General features: G+C 42.4%; 14 protein-coding genes and 1 pseudogene. 12 read left to right on the forward strand and 3 right to left on the reverse strand.

Translation table 11 applies throughout. The features are described 5' to 3' along the window. Nucleotides 1–45: 45 nt before the first annotated feature. Entirely contained in the window at nt 46–1,449 is a 1,404-nt protein-coding gene (gene lpdA / locus MKO06_RS13780; RefSeq protein ID WP_241552648.1) for a dihydrolipoyl dehydrogenase, read from the reverse strand. 252 nt (nt 1,450–1,701) lie between these two features. Then, the gene (locus tag MKO06_RS13785) at nt 1,702–2,160 is read right to left on the reverse strand and encodes an Lrp/AsnC family transcriptional regulator (protein ID WP_241552649.1); all 459 of its coding nucleotides are present in this window, start codon (nt 2,158–2,160) and stop codon (nt 1,702–1,704) included. 156 nt (nt 2,161–2,316) lie between these two features. Between MKO06_RS13785 and MKO06_RS13790 the strand changes: the two genes are divergently transcribed. The 11 genes and pseudogenes from MKO06_RS13790 to ribB all read left to right on the forward strand — a co-directional run bounded on the left by MKO06_RS13790 (nt 2,317) and on the right by ribB (nt 13,977). Next, nucleotides 2,317–3,531, forward strand: coding sequence for an aminotransferase class I/II-fold pyridoxal phosphate-dependent enzyme (locus MKO06_RS13790; protein WP_241552650.1), 1,215 nt, complete (start codon nt 2,317–2,319; stop codon nt 3,529–3,531). A gap of 158 nt (nt 3,532–3,689) precedes the next feature. Beyond that, nucleotides 3,690–5,162, forward strand: a complete 1,473-nt coding sequence (nhaC, locus tag MKO06_RS13795) for a Na+/H+ antiporter NhaC (RefSeq protein ID WP_241552651.1) — start codon at nt 3,690–3,692, stop codon at nt 5,160–5,162. Nucleotides 5,163–5,366: 204 nt separating this feature from the next. Then, entirely contained in the window at nt 5,367–6,005 is a 639-nt protein-coding gene (locus MKO06_RS13800; protein ID WP_241552652.1) for a peroxiredoxin, read from the forward strand. 42 nt (nt 6,006–6,047) lie between these two features. Then, the gene (locus MKO06_RS13805; protein ID WP_241552653.1) at nt 6,048–6,362 is read left to right on the forward strand and encodes a thioredoxin family protein; all 315 of its coding nucleotides are present in this window, start codon (nt 6,048–6,050) and stop codon (nt 6,360–6,362) included. Next, nucleotides 6,343–6,591: a DUF6952 family protein gene (locus MKO06_RS13810; protein WP_241552654.1), complete on the forward strand. Its 249-nt coding sequence runs from the start codon at nt 6,343–6,345 to the stop codon at nt 6,589–6,591. Before MKO06_RS13805 ends, MKO06_RS13810 begins: the two co-directional genes overlap by 20 nt. A 128-nt stretch (nt 6,592–6,719) precedes the next feature. Then, nucleotides 6,720–7,220 carry a thiol peroxidase gene (tpx, locus tag MKO06_RS13815; protein WP_241552655.1) on the forward strand — a complete coding sequence of 167 codons (501 nt, stop codon included), beginning with the start codon at nt 6,720–6,722 and terminating at the stop codon, nt 7,218–7,220. Beyond that, nucleotides 7,217–7,585, forward strand: a complete 369-nt coding sequence (locus tag MKO06_RS13820) for a diacylglycerol kinase (RefSeq protein WP_241552656.1) — start codon at nt 7,217–7,219, stop codon at nt 7,583–7,585. Before tpx ends, MKO06_RS13820 begins: the two co-directional genes overlap by 4 nt. Nucleotides 7,586–7,748: 163 nt before the next feature. Next, nucleotides 7,749–10,118, forward strand: coding sequence for an FtsK/SpoIIIE family DNA translocase (locus tag MKO06_RS13825; protein WP_241552657.1), 2,370 nt, complete (start codon nt 7,749–7,751; stop codon nt 10,116–10,118). Between the two features lie 9 nt (nt 10,119–10,127). Next, nucleotides 10,128–10,769, forward strand: coding sequence for an outer membrane lipoprotein periplasmic chaperone LolA1 (gene lolA1, locus MKO06_RS13830; protein WP_241552658.1), 642 nt, complete (start codon nt 10,128–10,130; stop codon nt 10,767–10,769). Between the two features lies 1 nt (nt 10,770). Beyond that, nucleotides 10,771–12,198, forward strand: a pseudogene (locus MKO06_RS13835) (LptF/LptG family permease); the annotation flags it as partial. Between the two features lie 630 nt (nt 12,199–12,828). Beyond that, entirely contained in the window at nt 12,829–13,977 is a 1,149-nt protein-coding gene (ribB, locus tag MKO06_RS13840) for a 3,4-dihydroxy-2-butanone-4-phosphate synthase (protein ID WP_241552659.1), read from the forward strand. Here ribB and MKO06_RS13845 read toward each other — a convergent pair. Continuing rightward, nucleotides 13,974–14,606 carry an NAD(P)H-dependent oxidoreductase gene (locus MKO06_RS13845; RefSeq protein WP_241552660.1) on the reverse strand — a complete coding sequence of 211 codons (633 nt, stop codon included), beginning with the start codon at nt 14,604–14,606 and terminating at the stop codon, nt 13,974–13,976. The two genes, ribB and MKO06_RS13845, sit on opposite strands and share 4 nt — an antisense overlap. 126 nt (nt 14,607–14,732) lie before the next feature. On the opposite strand from MKO06_RS13845, the gene MKO06_RS13850 reads away from it, so the two are divergent. Beyond that, on the forward strand, nt 14,733–15,365 hold the full coding sequence (locus MKO06_RS13850; protein WP_241552661.1) for a SanA/YdcF family protein: 633 nt from the start codon (nt 14,733–14,735) through the stop codon (nt 15,363–15,365). Nucleotides 15,366–15,370: the final 5 nt, after the last annotated feature.

Below are 15,370 nucleotides of genomic sequence, written 5' to 3' on the forward strand. Positions count from 1 at the left end.
GTTTTTTTAACATTACCTCGAGTGTTTTCCAGAGGTTATATAAGATTAAATATGCAGTGGCCTGTTCTCGGTCGCGGCTAATGCAGCTTCCTTCACAGCCTCGGCATAGGTTGGGTGTGCATGAGACATTCTTGAAATATCCTCGGCAGACGCCCTGAATTCCATTGCAGTTACAGCTTCAGCAATAAGATCGGCTGTTCTGGCTCCAATCATATGTACTCCAAGTACCTCATCGGTCTTTTCATCAGCAAGGATCTTAACCAGTCCGTCAATGTCTCCACTAGCCCTGGAACGACCCAGTGCACGCATCGGGAATTTACCTTCCTTATACTTTACCCCTTCTTCTTTCAATTGTTCTTCGGTCTTTCCTACTGAAGCAACTTCCGGCCAGGTATAAACCACGCCAGGAATAAGATTATAATCGATATGAGGTTTCTGTCCCGCGATGATCTCAGCCACCATGGTTCCTTCTTCTTCAGCTTTATGCGCCAGCATGGCTCCACGAACCACGTCGCCTATCGCGTAAATATTGTCAACGTTGGTTTGAAGATGATCGTTCACCTTCACTCTTCCTTTATCATCCAGCTCCACTCCCGCGGCATCAGCCTTCAATCCATCGGTATAAGGACGACGTCCAACTGAAACCAGGCAGTAATCACCTTTTAGTTCGATCTCTTTATCCTTTTTATCATCGGCCTTGATCACAATCTCATCACCGTTTCTTTCAACCGACTTCACCTTCGTGCTCAAATGGAACTTAACGCCCTGCTTCTTCAATACTTTCTGAAGTTCCTTGGAAAGCGCGCTGTCCATCGTTGGAATGATTCGGTCCAGGAATTCAACCACGGTAACTTCAGCCCCAAGACGACGATAAACCTGGCCAAGCTCAAGCCCGATCACACCACCACCAATAACGATCATATGTTTTGGCACTTCCTTTAGCTTAAGGGCTTGAGTAGAAGTAATGATACGCTCTTTATCAAGTTCAATAAATGGCAAATTAGCAGGCTTGGAACCTGTAGCGATAATGGTCTTTTTCGCTTCGATGGTTTGAGTTTCCCCATCTTTTTCGATGTTGATATGAGTTTTGTCCTTAAAAGAACCCAAACCTTCATATACATCGATCTTATTCTTGTCCATCAGGAACTTCACCCCGTCGCAAGTCTGGCTTACTACAGAAGATTTACGTTCCATCATTTTTTCAAGATTCAGCTTTACCTCACCCGGAATTTCGATCCCGTGCTCTTCAAAATGCTTGATCGCGTCGTGGTAATGATGAGAAGAATCCAGAAGTGCCTTACTTGGAATACAACCAACGTTAAGGCAGGTTCCACCAAGGGTGGAATATTTTTCTATGATCGCAGTTTTCATTCCCAGCTGGGCGCAACGAATGGCGGCAACATATCCACCGGGTCCTGATCCTATAACTGCAACATCATATGTACTCATAATTGTCTGTTTTACTGGTTTTTTAACAAATTGACCGTAAAAGTACGACTATTCTCTACAATGACCAATACCCAGTTATCAGTTATCAGTTATCAGTTATCAGTTATCAGTTATCAGTTATCAGTTATCAGTTATCAGTTATCAGTTATCAGTTATCAGTTATCAGTTATCAGGAATTTAAAAATCTAAACCAAGATGAAAAAAGAAAAAATAATCTTTTCGCCACCTGAATTACAGTCAACAGCTTAATAACTACAAACTCAAAACCGTGCTTTGCTTCACTTTATTGATGGTAAAAATACTTTTTGTACTGCCTATATGATCCAAAGTGGTTAGTTTGGTGACCAGGAATTCTCGGTAGGCATCCATATCCTTGACCAGTACCTTCAGCATATAATCGAAATCCCCGCTTACGTGCAGACATTCGATCACTTCCGGCAGATTATTGATCTCTTTTTCGAATTTGGAAAGAAAATCCTTTTTATGCTGCACCAGTTTGATCTGGCAAAGAACCATAAAGGATTTCTGAACTTTTTCAGGATCAACCAGGGCTACGTATTTTGAAATTATCCCCTCACGTTCCATTTTTCTGATCCTTTCGTAAACCGCTGTTACCGATAGTCCCAGGTCATTGCTTATTTCCTTATTGGTCTTTTTCGAATCCTGCTGAAGATGTCCCAGGATCCGCTTATCTATTTCATCAATTTTCATCTGCTTTAAAATATTTGGAAATACCTTCCATTTTTTAATAAAAATAGATTTTAATTCTGAGTTTACACATATTGATAGTTTTATTTTCCAAACATGATCAGGATCATTGTTTTTAAAACTAATATCCTCCAACTTTGGTATTATAAAGCTATTATCATGAAATATAAACCAGCAGATCGTATACAGGATCTACAATATTTTGGTGAATTTGGAGGAGTGAATCCTTCGATCTCCGACTCTTCAACCTATACCTTTCTTTCCGCAAAAACCATGTTCGATACTTTTGAAGGCAACGCGGAAGGATGTTATTTATATTCCCGCCACTCCTCCCCTTCCAATCTTTACCTTGGAGAAGCCCTGGCAGCGATGGAAGGAACCGAAACAGCTAATGTGGCAGCTTCCGGAATGGGTGCCATCACCTCGGTTTTGATGCAGTTATGCAAGGCCGGTGACCATATTGTTTGCAGCAGAACGGTTTATGGTGGAACCTATGCTTTTCTGAAGAATTTTGCACCGAAGTTTGGCATCGAAACCACCTTTGTAGACATCACCAAACCGGAGCTGGTAGCAGCAGCGGTGAAGAAAAATACCAAAGTGATCTATTGTGAGAGCGTAAGCAACCCACTGCTGGAAATTGCCGATCTTGAAATTCTAAGCAGGATCTCCAGAAATCATGAAATTCAACTCGTAGTAGACAATACCTTCTCCCCGCTTTCCCTTAGCCCGGCAAAACTGGGAGCCGATGTGGTGATCCACAGCCTCACCAAGTTCATCAACGGAAGCAGTGATACCGTTGGAGGTGTGGTTTGTGGAAGCAAGGATTTTATAAACGACCTGAGAAATGTGAATGACGGTGCGGCCATGCTTTTAGGGCCCACCATGGATAGTCTTCGTGCAGCCTCGATCTTAAAGAACCTGAGAACCCTGCATATTAGAATGAAGCAACACAGTCATAACGCGATGTACCTGGCTAAAAAATTCCAGGAAGATGGTTTTAAAACGGTGTATCCTGGCCTGGAATCACACCCGGGGCACGAAACTTTCAAAAGAATGATGAACGAATCCTATGGTTTTGGCGGCATGCTAACCATAGATATAGGTTCGCTGGATAAGGCCAATGAGCTCATGGAGCTGATGCAGGAAAAGAATTTAGGTTACCTGGCGGTAAGCCTGGGATTCTATAAAACCCTGTTCAGCGCACCGGGAACTTCCACTTCTTCTGAAATTCCAGAAGAGGAGCAAAAAGAAATGGGATTGAGCGATGGATTGATTCGATTCTCCATTGGTTTGGATAACGATATCTCCAGGACTTACGAAATGATGAAGGCCTGTATGGCTGAAGTTGGTGTTCTCAGCACCGAAATGGCCTAATTTTTTGCAGGATTAAGCCGAAAGTCGTAAAATTACGATCGCAAAAAATGATCACAATTAACGACTGGCATTAAAATTAAAAACCTCACAGTAGTTTCGGGTTAAGATCGGGACTTACTGTGAGGTTTTATTTTTGCCGAAGACAGCTATAAGAACTTATGGAAAACCCCAATGCGCAACCTGCACAGGATTCGGTAACCAATATGCATGGAATCAGCATCACCCAGGCTTTAATTCCTGTGGTGGCCCTGATAGGCATGCTGGCCTTTAATGTTTTTGTTTTCGGTGATGATGCATTAAGCGGTTCCAACCAGTTCATTCTTTTGCTTGGAGGTGGGGTCGCTGCTATAGTTGGCTATTTCAACAAAGTGAAATTCGATGACATGATCGATGAGGTAGCCCGGAATATCCAGAGTACGGCGGGTGCTATCCTCATATTATTAATGGTGGGAGCCCTGGCCGGGACATGGCTTATCAGCGGTATCATTCCAACGATGATCTATTACGGACTTCAGATCCTGAATCCAACAATTTTCCTCGCTGCCTGTGTGATCATCTGTTCGGTGATATCACTGGCCACAGGAAGTAGCTGGACCACTTCTGCAACCGTAGGTATCGCACTGATAGGGATTGCTGATGCGTTGGGAATTTCACTGGGAATGACGGCGGGAGCCATACTTTCCGGAGCCTATTTTGGAGATAAGATGTCTCCCCTGAGTGATACAACTAACCTAGCGCCGGCTATGGCAGGGACTGACCTGTTTACTCACATCAGGTATATGGCCTTAACCACAGTGCCCACCATCACTATAACGTTGATCGTATTTATAATCATAGGTCTTAACCTGGACACGGCCGGAAATACCGACACTTCCAACATTCTTAATTCGATAGAAGCCAGCTTTAACATCAGCCCCTGGTTATTCATAGTACCTATAATTGTAATCTTTTTGATCGTTAAAAAAACCTCTCCATTAATCGCTTTATTGATCGGAACTCTGCTTGGAGCAGTGGCTGCCTTGATCTTTCAGCCAGACGTGGTACTCGCAATCAGTGGTATGGATCAACTGAATTTTATCAGTGGCTATAAAGGCATAATGAATGCCATCACGGTGGATACAGCCGTAGAAACCGATTCTGAAGCATTGAATGACCTGTTCGCTTCCAGTGGAATGGCTGGAATGCTTGGAACGATATGGCTCATTATATGCGCAATGGTTTTTGGAGGTATCATGGAAGCAATCGGAGCCCTGGCTCGAATCAGTCGATCATTATTGAATTTATTTCACACCACCTTCGGACTCTTTGCCAGTACGGTATTCAGCTGTTTAGCATTGAACGTGACTGCTTCAGACCAATACCTGGCTATCGTTGTTCCGGGAAAAATGTTCGCAAAAGCATATAAAGACAAGGGGCTTGCTCCTGAAAACCTGAGCCGAAGTCTTGAGGATTCGGGAACGGTAACTTCAGTATTGGTCCCATGGAATACCTGTGGAGCTTATCACAGCGGCGTACTTGGAGTTCCGGTTCTATCCTACGCCGGCTACGCCTTCTTTAATTATCTGAGTCCGTTTATGACCTTGTTATTTGCCGCACTGGGTATCAAAATAAGGAAACTGGCCGGAAAATAATTCCTTCATATTTCTCAATTCTGCAGTTAAATTTCTGATTATTTGACAATTATAGATAAGTCTTATTTCGATTTACGAAATCAATAGACAACACCTATCAAACAATAAAATTTAAAAATTTTCAGGGCTTTTCAGAATGCATGATCTGCCTAAATTTGCGGTCCAAGAAAAGAAGAAAAGTTTAATTTAAAATAACCTAATTATATGGCTTTAGTAGGAAAAAAATTTCCAAATCTTAGCGTAGATGCTATGAACGAAATGGGAGATACTTTCAAGATCAACGTTTTGGAAGAGGCTCAGAAAAACAATAAAAAAGTATTGCTTTTCTGGTACCCAAAAGATTTCACCTTTGTTTGCCCCACTGAACTACATGCCTTCCAAAATGCTATGGAAGAATTTGAAAAGAGAAATGTAATGGTGATCGGAGCATCTTGCGATACTCCAGAAGTACACTTTGCATGGTTGAACACTCCTAAAGATAACGGAGGAATCGAAGGCGTAACCTACCCGATCCTTGCAGATTCTAACCGTAACCTGAGTTCAAGACTGGACATCCTTGATATCATGAACGAAACCTACGACGAGGAAACCGGTGCTATAACTCTTGAAGGAGACAACGTAACTTACAGGGCTACCTACCTTATCGACGAGGAAGGAACTGTATTCCATGAAGGGATCAACCACATGCCACTGGGAAGAAACGTGAACGAATTCCTAAGATTGATCGATGCATACACTCACGTACAGGAAAAAGGTGAGGTTTGCCCGGCAAACTGGGAAGAAGGTAAGGAAGCGATGAACGCTAACAGAGAAGGTGTTGCAAATTACCTTAGCCTTAACTAAAAAAGGCCAATAGCTTAAATTAAGAATCTAAAAAAAATTGCTATGATTAAGGAATTAGATCAGGATAACTTAAGCGAAGTAGTGAGCAACAACGAAACTGTTGTGGTACAGTATATGGCGGGATGGTGCGGTAACTGCCGATTGATGAAGCCTAAGTTCAAGAAACTGGCTACTGAGCATGAAAATGCACAGTTCATCATGGTAGATGCCGAAAAATTCCCTGAATCCAGAAAGCTGGCCAAGGTAGATAACCTTCCAACCTTCGCAACGTTCAAGAACGGAAGTTTTAAAAATCAGGTTCAAACCAACAAGTTTGACCAGTTAAAAAACTTAGTAGATGAAGTTACCAGTAATTAAACATCTGCAGAAGAACAATGAGGTTGTGAAACTCGAGCATACCATAGAAGTGCTGGAGAGCTTCACCGAACATCGCTCGGTTACCGATGAGCAAATGGATGTGATAGGTGAATTGATCACCAACCTTTGCGGAGCTGTAGAAGTTCATAAATTGATAGAATCTGGAGTTCCTGAACGGGACGCTCCAAATAATTTCGCCAAAAAAGTGCTAGGTTCAATAGACCGGTAAACTTAAATGTCAAATGCATTGAGAAAGGCTGTTTTCATTGGAAAAACAGCCTTTTTTGTTTTTATGATAATTTTAGTAATAACCAATTCACAATCTTCTAAATTTATCAATCTTATAATAATATGGTTATGGCAAGAATTGAAATTGGTGATGAAAAGGTAACGACCTACGGTAGTCTCCCCTCCCTGGATGAAAAAGCACCACATTTTGAACTTCTTAAATCGGATCTATCTATAGCGACCCTGGAAGATTTTAAAGGAGCCCGGGTAATAATGAACATTTTTCCCAGCATCGATACGAATGTGTGTGCCACCTCTGTTCGAAATTTCAATGAAAAGGCCACAGAACTTAAGAATGTGATCGTACTCTGTATCTCAAGGGATCTTCCTTTTGCTCAAAAACGCTTCCTGAAAGATAATAAGCTTGAAAATGTGACCAATCTTTCCGATTTTAGAGAACGAAACTTTGGCAAGGATTACGGAGTTGAAATGATAGACGGGCCCATGGAAGGTCTTTTATCGCGTGCCGTTCTTGTTCTTAATGAAAACGGACATGTAATTCATTCCCAGCAGGTGCCAAGAATTGATGAGGAACCTGATTATCTCGCCGCACTGAAAACACTATTATGAAAAACAGTTTCCTCGGAAAAAGAATCAGAGGAGGAGGGTATGCAATGAAGGGTGCATGGCTTTTGTTGAAACATGAGCCAAGCATACAGGTGCAATTCGTTATAGCTATCATGGTTTGCATCGCCGGATGGATCTTCGGCATCAGCCGGATGGAATGGATACTACAGTTTTTTGCAATAGGCCTGGTTATGTCGGCAGAAGGATTGAATACGGCAGTAGAAGCAATGGCCGATTTTGTTCATCCAGATTTCCACAGCAAGATAGGTCATATTAAGGATGTTGCTGCCGGCGCTGTGTTTTTTGCCGCGCTGATAGCTGTGATCATTGCCGGGTTCATCTACTACCCTTATATTTTCGGTAATTAAAAAACTTAATTCAGCTCATTCCTGTTTTTTGATGGTTGAGGGAAATATGCTGTGTTTTCAAGCGTTTACCCAAGGAATAAGCAGGACTTTTCAAATTGAAGTTTTTTTTACTTAATTTGACAAGGCCTAATTTGTATTTTTGCCGAAATCCTTGAACCTACATATGGCTAAAAAGAAAGCTAAAACCAGGAATACCAGTAAAAAAACCCGCAATTTATCTCTAAAGCTCAATCGCCAGCAGAAAGTGGTTTTTGGTAGTTTCCTGATGCTTTTTGGCCTGGCGCTAATCGTTGCCTTTATTTCCTTTCTTTTTAACTGGCAGGCAGATCAAAGTGTTCTAGGTGAATTCGCCAACCGGGAAGTTTCAGCAAAAAACTGGTTGAGCAAGTTCGGGGCCAGTGTGAGCGACTTCTTTATCTATAAAGGATTTGGCCTGGCATCCTTCTCTGTTGCCTTTCTTATTTTATTAAGCGGGGTCTACCTGTTCTTCGGTTTTAACAGCTCGAACCTTAGAAAATTCTGGTTTTGGGGAATCCTGGTAATGATCTGGCTATCTATATTTTTAGGCTTTTTTACCGGAACCTATTCCCTTTTAGGCGGAAGGGTAGGATTTGAAATGAACGATTTTCTGCAGGATTATCTTGGATTCTTCGGAACCGTACTACTCCTTTTATTTCTACTGGTAACTTACCTGAGCATCCGGTTAAAGATCACTCCCGAGCTTGTTGGGGATTATTTCAGATCAGGAAAAAAAGAACTGGAAAATGCATTTGATCAACCTAAACCTAAAGTTTCAGAAACCGATGAGGAACTGGACTGGAAAAAGGAAGTTGTAAAGGAACCCGAAACAGCAGAAGAAAAACCCGAAAAGATCGATCTTACCGAAAGTATTTCGAAAGAACCGGAAAAACCTGTGCAACCCGAAGTTCAATCCGGTCAGGAAGAAGATGTTTCTATGGAAGTTGAGGCGGCTCCAGAAGAAGAGGAAGAAGACAACCTTAGCCAGAAACTGGTCAAGGATTTTGGGGAATTCGATCCAACTCTTGAACTTAAGAACTATAAATTCCCAACCATCGAGCTTCTTAAGGATTACGGAGGCGGGATCACCATCAACCAGGAGGAACTGGAAGAGAACAAGAACCGCATCGTTGAAACCCTCAAAAACTACAAGATCGACATCGCCCAGATCAAGGCGACTGTTGGACCCACCGTAACTTTATATGAGATCGTTCCCGAAGCAGGGATCAGGATCTCCAAGATCAAGAACCTGGAAGATGATATTGCCCTTTCTCTATCTGCACTGGGAATTCGAATCATCGCTCCTATTCCAGGCCGCGGAACCATCGGGATCGAAGTACCGAATAAAAATGCCAGTATCGTTTCAATGCGATCAGTGATCGCGTCTCCGAAATTCCAGAATGCTGAAATGGAACTTCCCATGGCGCTGGGAAAAACAATTTCCAACGAAACTTTCGTGGTGGATCTGGCAAAAATGCCACACCTCTTAATGGCTGGTGCTACGGGTCAGGGTAAATCGGTTGGATTGAACGCCATCCTAACCTCTCTCCTGTATTGCAAACATCCGGCAGAAGTTAAGTTTGTACTGGTAGACCCTAAAAAGGTGGAACTTACCCTGTTCAATAAAATTGAACGTCACTACCTGGCCAAACTTCCAGATACTGAGGAAGCGATCATAACCGATAATACCAAGGTGATCAACACCCTCAATTCGTTATGTATTGAAATGGATAATCGTTACGAACTGCTTAAAAACGCCATGTGTCGTAACCTTAAAGAATATAATACCAAGTTCAAGGCCCGAAAACTAAACCCGAACGACGGGCATAAGTTTTTACCTTATATCGTCCTGGTAGTAGATGAATTTGCCGATTTGATCATGACCGCAGGTAAGGAAGTGGAAACTCCTATCGCCAGGCTGGCACAGCTGGCAAGGGCAATTGGTATTCATTTGATCATCGCTACCCAAAGGCCATCGGTTAACGTAATTACCGGTATAATCAAGGCAAACTTCCCGGCACGAGTAGCATTTAGAGTAACCTCCAAGATCGATTCCAGGACCATCCTGGATAACCAGGGAGCCGATCAGTTAATTGGTCGTGGAGACATGCTGTTTACTCAGGGAAATGAACTTAAGAGACTTCAGTGTGCATTTGTAGATACCCCTGAAGTGGATAAGATCACCGAGTTCATTGGTTCTCAAAAAGCCTACCCCGATGCCCACCTGTTACCCGCTTATGAAAGTGAGGATAGTGGCACGGGAGTTGATATAGATGTGAGCGAAAGGGACAAGCTGTTCCGCGAAGCCGCCGAAGTGATAGTAACCGCCCAGCAGGGATCGGCTTCCTTGCTTCAGCGTAAACTAAAACTCGGCTATAACCGTGCCGGAAGGATCATAGACCAGCTGGAAGCAGCAGGTGTGGTTGGCCCTTTTGAAGGCAGCAAGGCAAGACAGGTTTTAGTGACCGATCTCGCGGCACTGGATCAGCTTTTAAATGAAGAACCAAACAGTTAAAAAATCAAAATGAAAAAATTAGTATTTATCCTTGTAGCGATCCTAACGCTAAATGTACAGGCCCAGAGTTCACAAAAAGCGGAACAACTGCTGAACGAAGTGTCTTCAAAAGTCCAGAATTATGACAATATGGTCATCGAATTCAAATACGCTCTTGAAAATACCGCCGAGAATGTACACCAGGAAGCAAGAGGTGACGTAAGCATTGACGGAGAGAAATATGTGCTGAACATGATGGGGACCACCCAGATGTTCGATGGAAAAAAGATCTATACGATAATCCCTGAAGATGAAGAGATCAACATTTCCACCTATGTTGAAGAAGATGATAACAGCATCACGCCATCCAAGATGTTCAGCTTTTATGAAGACGGATATAATTACGAAATGGACATTGCCCAGAACGTGAAGGGACGTGAGATCCAGTACGTAAAATTAACTCCAAAAGACAGCAATGCTGATATCAAGAACATTCTGCTTGGAATAGACAAACAAACCAAGCATATCTATAACCTTATCCAAACCCAGGATAACGGAACGAAAATCACTATTACGGTAAAAAGTTTTAAAACAAACCAGCCTCTGGCCAAAAACCTTTTTACCTTTAATGAATCGCGATACAGCGACTATTATATCAACCGAATAGACTAAATTGAAAATACTCGACCGGTACATACTCACCAGTTTTTTAAAAACTTTTTTTTCGGTCTTTATCATTCTCATGTTCATCTTTGTACTCCAGACGATCTGGCTGTACATTGGTGAACTTGCTGGTAAAGACCTGGACGTAGAGGTGATCCTGAAGTTTCTGCTCTATTTCTCACCTAAACTGGTGCCACTGGTATTGCCGCTCACCATTTTGCTTACTTCCATCATGACCTTTGGAACTTTCGCTGAGAACTACGAGTTCGCAGCGATGAAATCATCCGGTATTTCATTACAGAGAGCCATGAGGAGTTTGACATTTTTCATTGTTCTAATCGGGATGGTCGCCTTCTTTTTCGCCAACAATGTTATTCCGGCTGCCGAATTCAAATCTATCAATCTTAGAAAGAATATCGCCCAATTGAAGCCAGCCATGGCCATTACTGAGGGCGTTTTCAATGATATTGGTGATTTTAATATCAAGGTAGAGGAAAAAAGTGGCGATAATGATCGCTTCCTCAGCAACGTGATCATCCATAAAAAGACGGCGATAGGCGGAAATCATACGGTCATCAAAGCCAATGAGGGAGAGCTGGTTGGAAGCACCGATTCTGATGTGCTTTCACTTATTCTAAGGGAAGGGAATTATTATGATGAAGTGCAGGCTAGCGATTACGATAAACGCGATCGAAAACCTTTTGCGAAGAGCTATTTTGAAGAATACGTAATAAATATAGACCTCTCTAATTTCAACAATGTCGACCTGGAAGACGAAACCTATAGTTCTACCCACGGTATGCTGAAGATCTCGGAACTCAATGAAAGTATCGACTCATTTTCAGTAACATATAACGAGAGGATGGACCTCTTTCAGAAGGATATGTATAGAAGAACCGGTCTTCAGAATCTTAAGGTAAACTATAAACCAAAAGATACACTGGTTGTTTTTGAAGATGGAGTTCTTTCTCATTATAACACCTACGATGGATCTCAGATCACCAACCTGGCTCTGGGATCGGTAAATTCGGCCTTAGCTCATCTAGGATTGAAAAAGCAGGAATTCAAGAACAGTGTTAAACAGATCAACAAATTTGAAATCGCCCTGCATGAAAAATATGTACTGGCCATCGCCTGCATTGTATTATTCTTTGTAGGTGCACCCCTTGGAGCAATTATAAGGAAGGGAGGTCTTGGTTTACCAATCGTGGTTGCGATCATTTTGTTCCTAACCTATCACTTCATCGGGATCTTCGCAAAGAATTCGGCTGAAGATGGAAGTATCAGCCCATTTATAGCCACCTGGCTTTCCACCTGGATCATGCTACCGCTGGGTATTTACCTAACCTACCGGGCCACAACCGATCAGGGATTGTTTGCAATAGACAGTTTACTGGAACCCTTCAAAAAACTTATTAAAAGCATGGGCTTCAATAAATCTGAAGCCGACTCTGCCTATCACTATGAGATCCTGAAACTGGATGTTCCGGTTTCCATAGAAGCTGAGGAAATGGAAAAGCTTCGATCAAAGGAAACTGAGGAATTGAAAAATATCGTACAGTTCTACCGTAAATACAGGTTAAGCTCTGAATACCGGATGGCTGCCCTGCAGGTCCTGGAAACCCGTGGTGTTAGCCAGGAAGAGCTTTTACAGGAAAAGAAGCTCTATGATGACGAATACCTTGAATTGGACCGGTTATATCTTTCGGTTAAAAATTCTTTCAAATCAACCAATATACTTTTCGTATTATTCTATGTTTTCCTTTTTGCCGCCAGCTTTGTGAATATCAGTTTTCACCAGGAAACACCCGCAATGGTTTTGTCTATTATCTCCATAATCTGCGCGATCCTGTTTTACATTTATTTATATTCCCTGGATAGTAAGGCCAGGAGGATCGATGAGATTCTGAAAAAGGAAAACATCAGCTTTTCGGGAGTGCTGCTTTTTCTTGGAATTGCCTTTTACATCGTCTTTTATTTCCAATATAAAAAGGAGATCAAGAATCTCGCAGGAATCGTTAAAAGTTAGAACTTATTAATACCTTTGCAGCCGTAAAAAAGCAATGTTATGGCTCAGGTTGAAGACAATCAATATTCTTTAAAACTGGATAGTATCCAGGAAGCTATCGATGATATTCGCGCCGGTAAGGTGATCATCGTGGTAGATGATATTGACCGTGAAAATGAAGGAGATTTCCTGGCAGCTGCCGAAAAGGTTACTCCCGAAATGATCAATTTCATGGCAAAGCACGGGAGAGGCCTAATATGCGCTCCCCTAACCGAGCATCGCTGCAACGAGCTGAAGCTTGAAATGATGGTGGGCAATAACACCGATCCCATGGAAACCGCCTTTACCATTTCGGTAGATCTTCGCGGCAAAGGAGTTACTACGGGAATTTCAGCGGCAGACAGGGCGAAGACCATACAGGCGCTTATAGATCCGGAGATCAAACCGCATGACCTGAACAGGCCCGGGCATATCTTTCCGCTTAAAGCAAAAGAAGGCGGCGTACTTCGCCGTACCGGACATACCGAAGCGGCTATCGATTTCGCGAGACTGGCCGGTTTTGAACCTGCAGGAGTGATCGTTGAGATCATGAACGAAGATGGAACAATGGCCAGACTTCCGCAGCTGATGGAAGTTGCTAAAAAGTTCGATCTGAAAGTTGTTTCTATAGAAGACCTGGTTGCTTATCGTATGCAGCACGACTCCCTGATCGAAAAAAAGGAGGATTTCGATATTGAAACCCGCTTTGGAAAATTCAGACTCAGAGCTTATAAACAAACAACCAATTCCCAGGTTCATATCGCGCTTACCAAGGGTAGCTGGAAACCAGATGAAGAGATCATGGTTCGGGTAAACTCCACCCTGGTGAACAATGATATTTTGGGAACACTCACCAACGATGCTGATAAAAAACTGGACAGTATGTTCAGGGCGATCAATGAAGAAGGCCGCGGAGCCATAGTTTTCATCAACCCGGCCACACAGGCGCTCAATCTTTTAAACCGCCTTTCAGAATTAAAAGAAGGCCAGAAAAAAGGAGAGATCAAAGCGCCACCAGTAAAGATGGATTATAAGGATTTTGGTATAGGTGCCCAGATCCTGCACGACCTGGAAATTCATAAGATCAAATTGCTTTCAAATACCCGCCAGACCAAGAGGGTAGGAATGATTGGCTACGGCCTGGAGATCACTGAATACGTGAATTATTAATCAATTTCGATAATAACCTCTTCCAGGGGTCTTCTCACTTTCTTGAATTTGGAGTGCATATCGTCATCTGCCCTGTAACCAACCGGCAGGACCAGCACCGATTTCAGGTTCTTTTCATGAAGATTCAGTTCAGCATCATATTTCTCTGGCTCGAAACCTTCCATTGGGCAGGCATCGATCTCTTCTGCCGCGCATACGGTTAGCAGTGTTCCCAGTGCCAAATACGCCTGGTTCCTGGCCCATGCCTCGATCTCTTCAGCAGCCTTTGTATTGAAATCCTGTACGAGAAATTCGCGGAATGGTTTCAGAATTTCGTCCGGAGTCTCCCGCAAGTGCTTTACCCTTTTAAAATAATTAACGATAAATTCTTCATCCACTTCATTCTCGATACAGATCACCAGCACATGTGAGGCTGTATCTACCTGTTGTTGGTTCCAGCTATATGCGCGAAGCTTTTTTTGTAAGTCTTTATTGGAAATAATGATCATTTTCAAGGGCTGCAATCCATAAGAAGTTGCCGTTAGATTAAAGGCCTGTTTCAGGGTTTTTATCTTATCCTCGGCTAAAATTTTATCTGGATCGAATTTCTTGGTGGCATATCGCCACTGCAATGCCTTGATATTGCTCATAATATGCTGAAATAATATTTTACAAATGTACATAATGTACAAGGCTGCTCCAGCGTTACTGCTATAAAATAATCCAATACATCAAATTATTATGGTTATATTCGGGACAACAATCTTTTATCTCTCATGCGGCGTTTAAAGAAAATTATCCTCTTCTCCGTCATTGGCCTTGTATTGATCATTTTCACTGTTTTAGGAGTGGAAGCAACCTTCAAGAGACATACCCAAAATAAGATTTTCAGCGAAATATCTTCCCTGCCAAAAACTGAAACCGTAATCATTCTTGGTGCCAGCGTTCATGCCGATGGAAAATTATCGCCTATTCTCAAAGACCGCGTAGATACCGCCATTAAACTATATGAACAGGGAAAAGTTGAAAATTTCCTGGTTACCGGAGATCACCGGAGCGATGATTATAACGAGGTGGATGCCATGGTGAATTATCTTAAAAAGAACGGTATTGATGGAGATCTCATCCAGGCAGATCATGCCGGGTTAGATACCTATGATAGTATGTATCGCGCCGGGAAATTATTTGAGATCGATAATGCAGTTGTGGTCACCCAGGCCTTTCATTTGCCAAGAGCATTGTTCATTGCTTCTAACCTGGATCTTAATTACTATGGCTATACTGCCGATCAACGAGCTTACCAAACCGAATATCGCCTGAAACAACGGGAAAAACTGGCAAATATAAAAGCCCTTTGGGAAGTTCTATTGAAAAAAAAGCCACAAACCATGCAGGCACGTCTTCAATAAACCAC

This window comes from Christiangramia oceanisediminis (assembly GCF_022570735.2).
GTDB lineage: Bacteria > Bacteroidota > Bacteroidia > Flavobacteriales > Flavobacteriaceae > Christiangramia > Christiangramia oceanisediminis.

Coding starts and splice junctions, on each gene's coding strand:
- lolA1 (WP_241552658.1), top strand. CDS start 10,128: ATGAAAAAATTAGTATTTATCCTTGTAGCGATCCTAACGCTAAATGTA.
- MKO06_RS13825 (WP_241552657.1), top strand. CDS start 7,749: ATGGCTAAAAAGAAAGCTAAAACCAGGAATACCAGTAAAAAAACCCGC.
- MKO06_RS13800 (WP_241552652.1), top strand. CDS start 5,367: ATGGCTTTAGTAGGAAAAAAATTTCCAAATCTTAGCGTAGATGCTATG.
- MKO06_RS13820 (WP_241552656.1), top strand. CDS start 7,217: ATGAAAAACAGTTTCCTCGGAAAAAGAATCAGAGGAGGAGGGTATGCA.
- MKO06_RS13785 (WP_241552649.1), bottom strand. CDS start 2,160: ATGAAAATTGATGAAATAGATAAGCGGATCCTGGGACATCTTCAGCAG.
- MKO06_RS13845 (WP_241552660.1), bottom strand. CDS start 14,606: ATGAGCAATATCAAGGCATTGCAGTGGCGATATGCCACCAAGAAATTC.
- MKO06_RS13790 (WP_241552650.1), top strand. CDS start 2,317: ATGAAATATAAACCAGCAGATCGTATACAGGATCTACAATATTTTGGT.
- MKO06_RS13805 (WP_241552653.1), top strand. CDS start 6,048: ATGATTAAGGAATTAGATCAGGATAACTTAAGCGAAGTAGTGAGCAAC.
- tpx (WP_241552655.1), top strand. CDS start 6,720: ATGGCAAGAATTGAAATTGGTGATGAAAAGGTAACGACCTACGGTAGT.
- MKO06_RS13810 (WP_241552654.1), top strand. CDS start 6,343: ATGAAGTTACCAGTAATTAAACATCTGCAGAAGAACAATGAGGTTGTG.
- MKO06_RS13850 (WP_241552661.1), top strand. CDS start 14,733: ATGCGGCGTTTAAAGAAAATTATCCTCTTCTCCGTCATTGGCCTTGTA.
- lpdA (WP_241552648.1), bottom strand. CDS start 1,449: ATGAGTACATATGATGTTGCAGTTATAGGATCAGGACCCGGTGGATAT.
- ribB (WP_241552659.1), top strand. CDS start 12,829: ATGGCTCAGGTTGAAGACAATCAATATTCTTTAAAACTGGATAGTATC.
- nhaC (WP_241552651.1), top strand. CDS start 3,690: ATGGAAAACCCCAATGCGCAACCTGCACAGGATTCGGTAACCAATATG.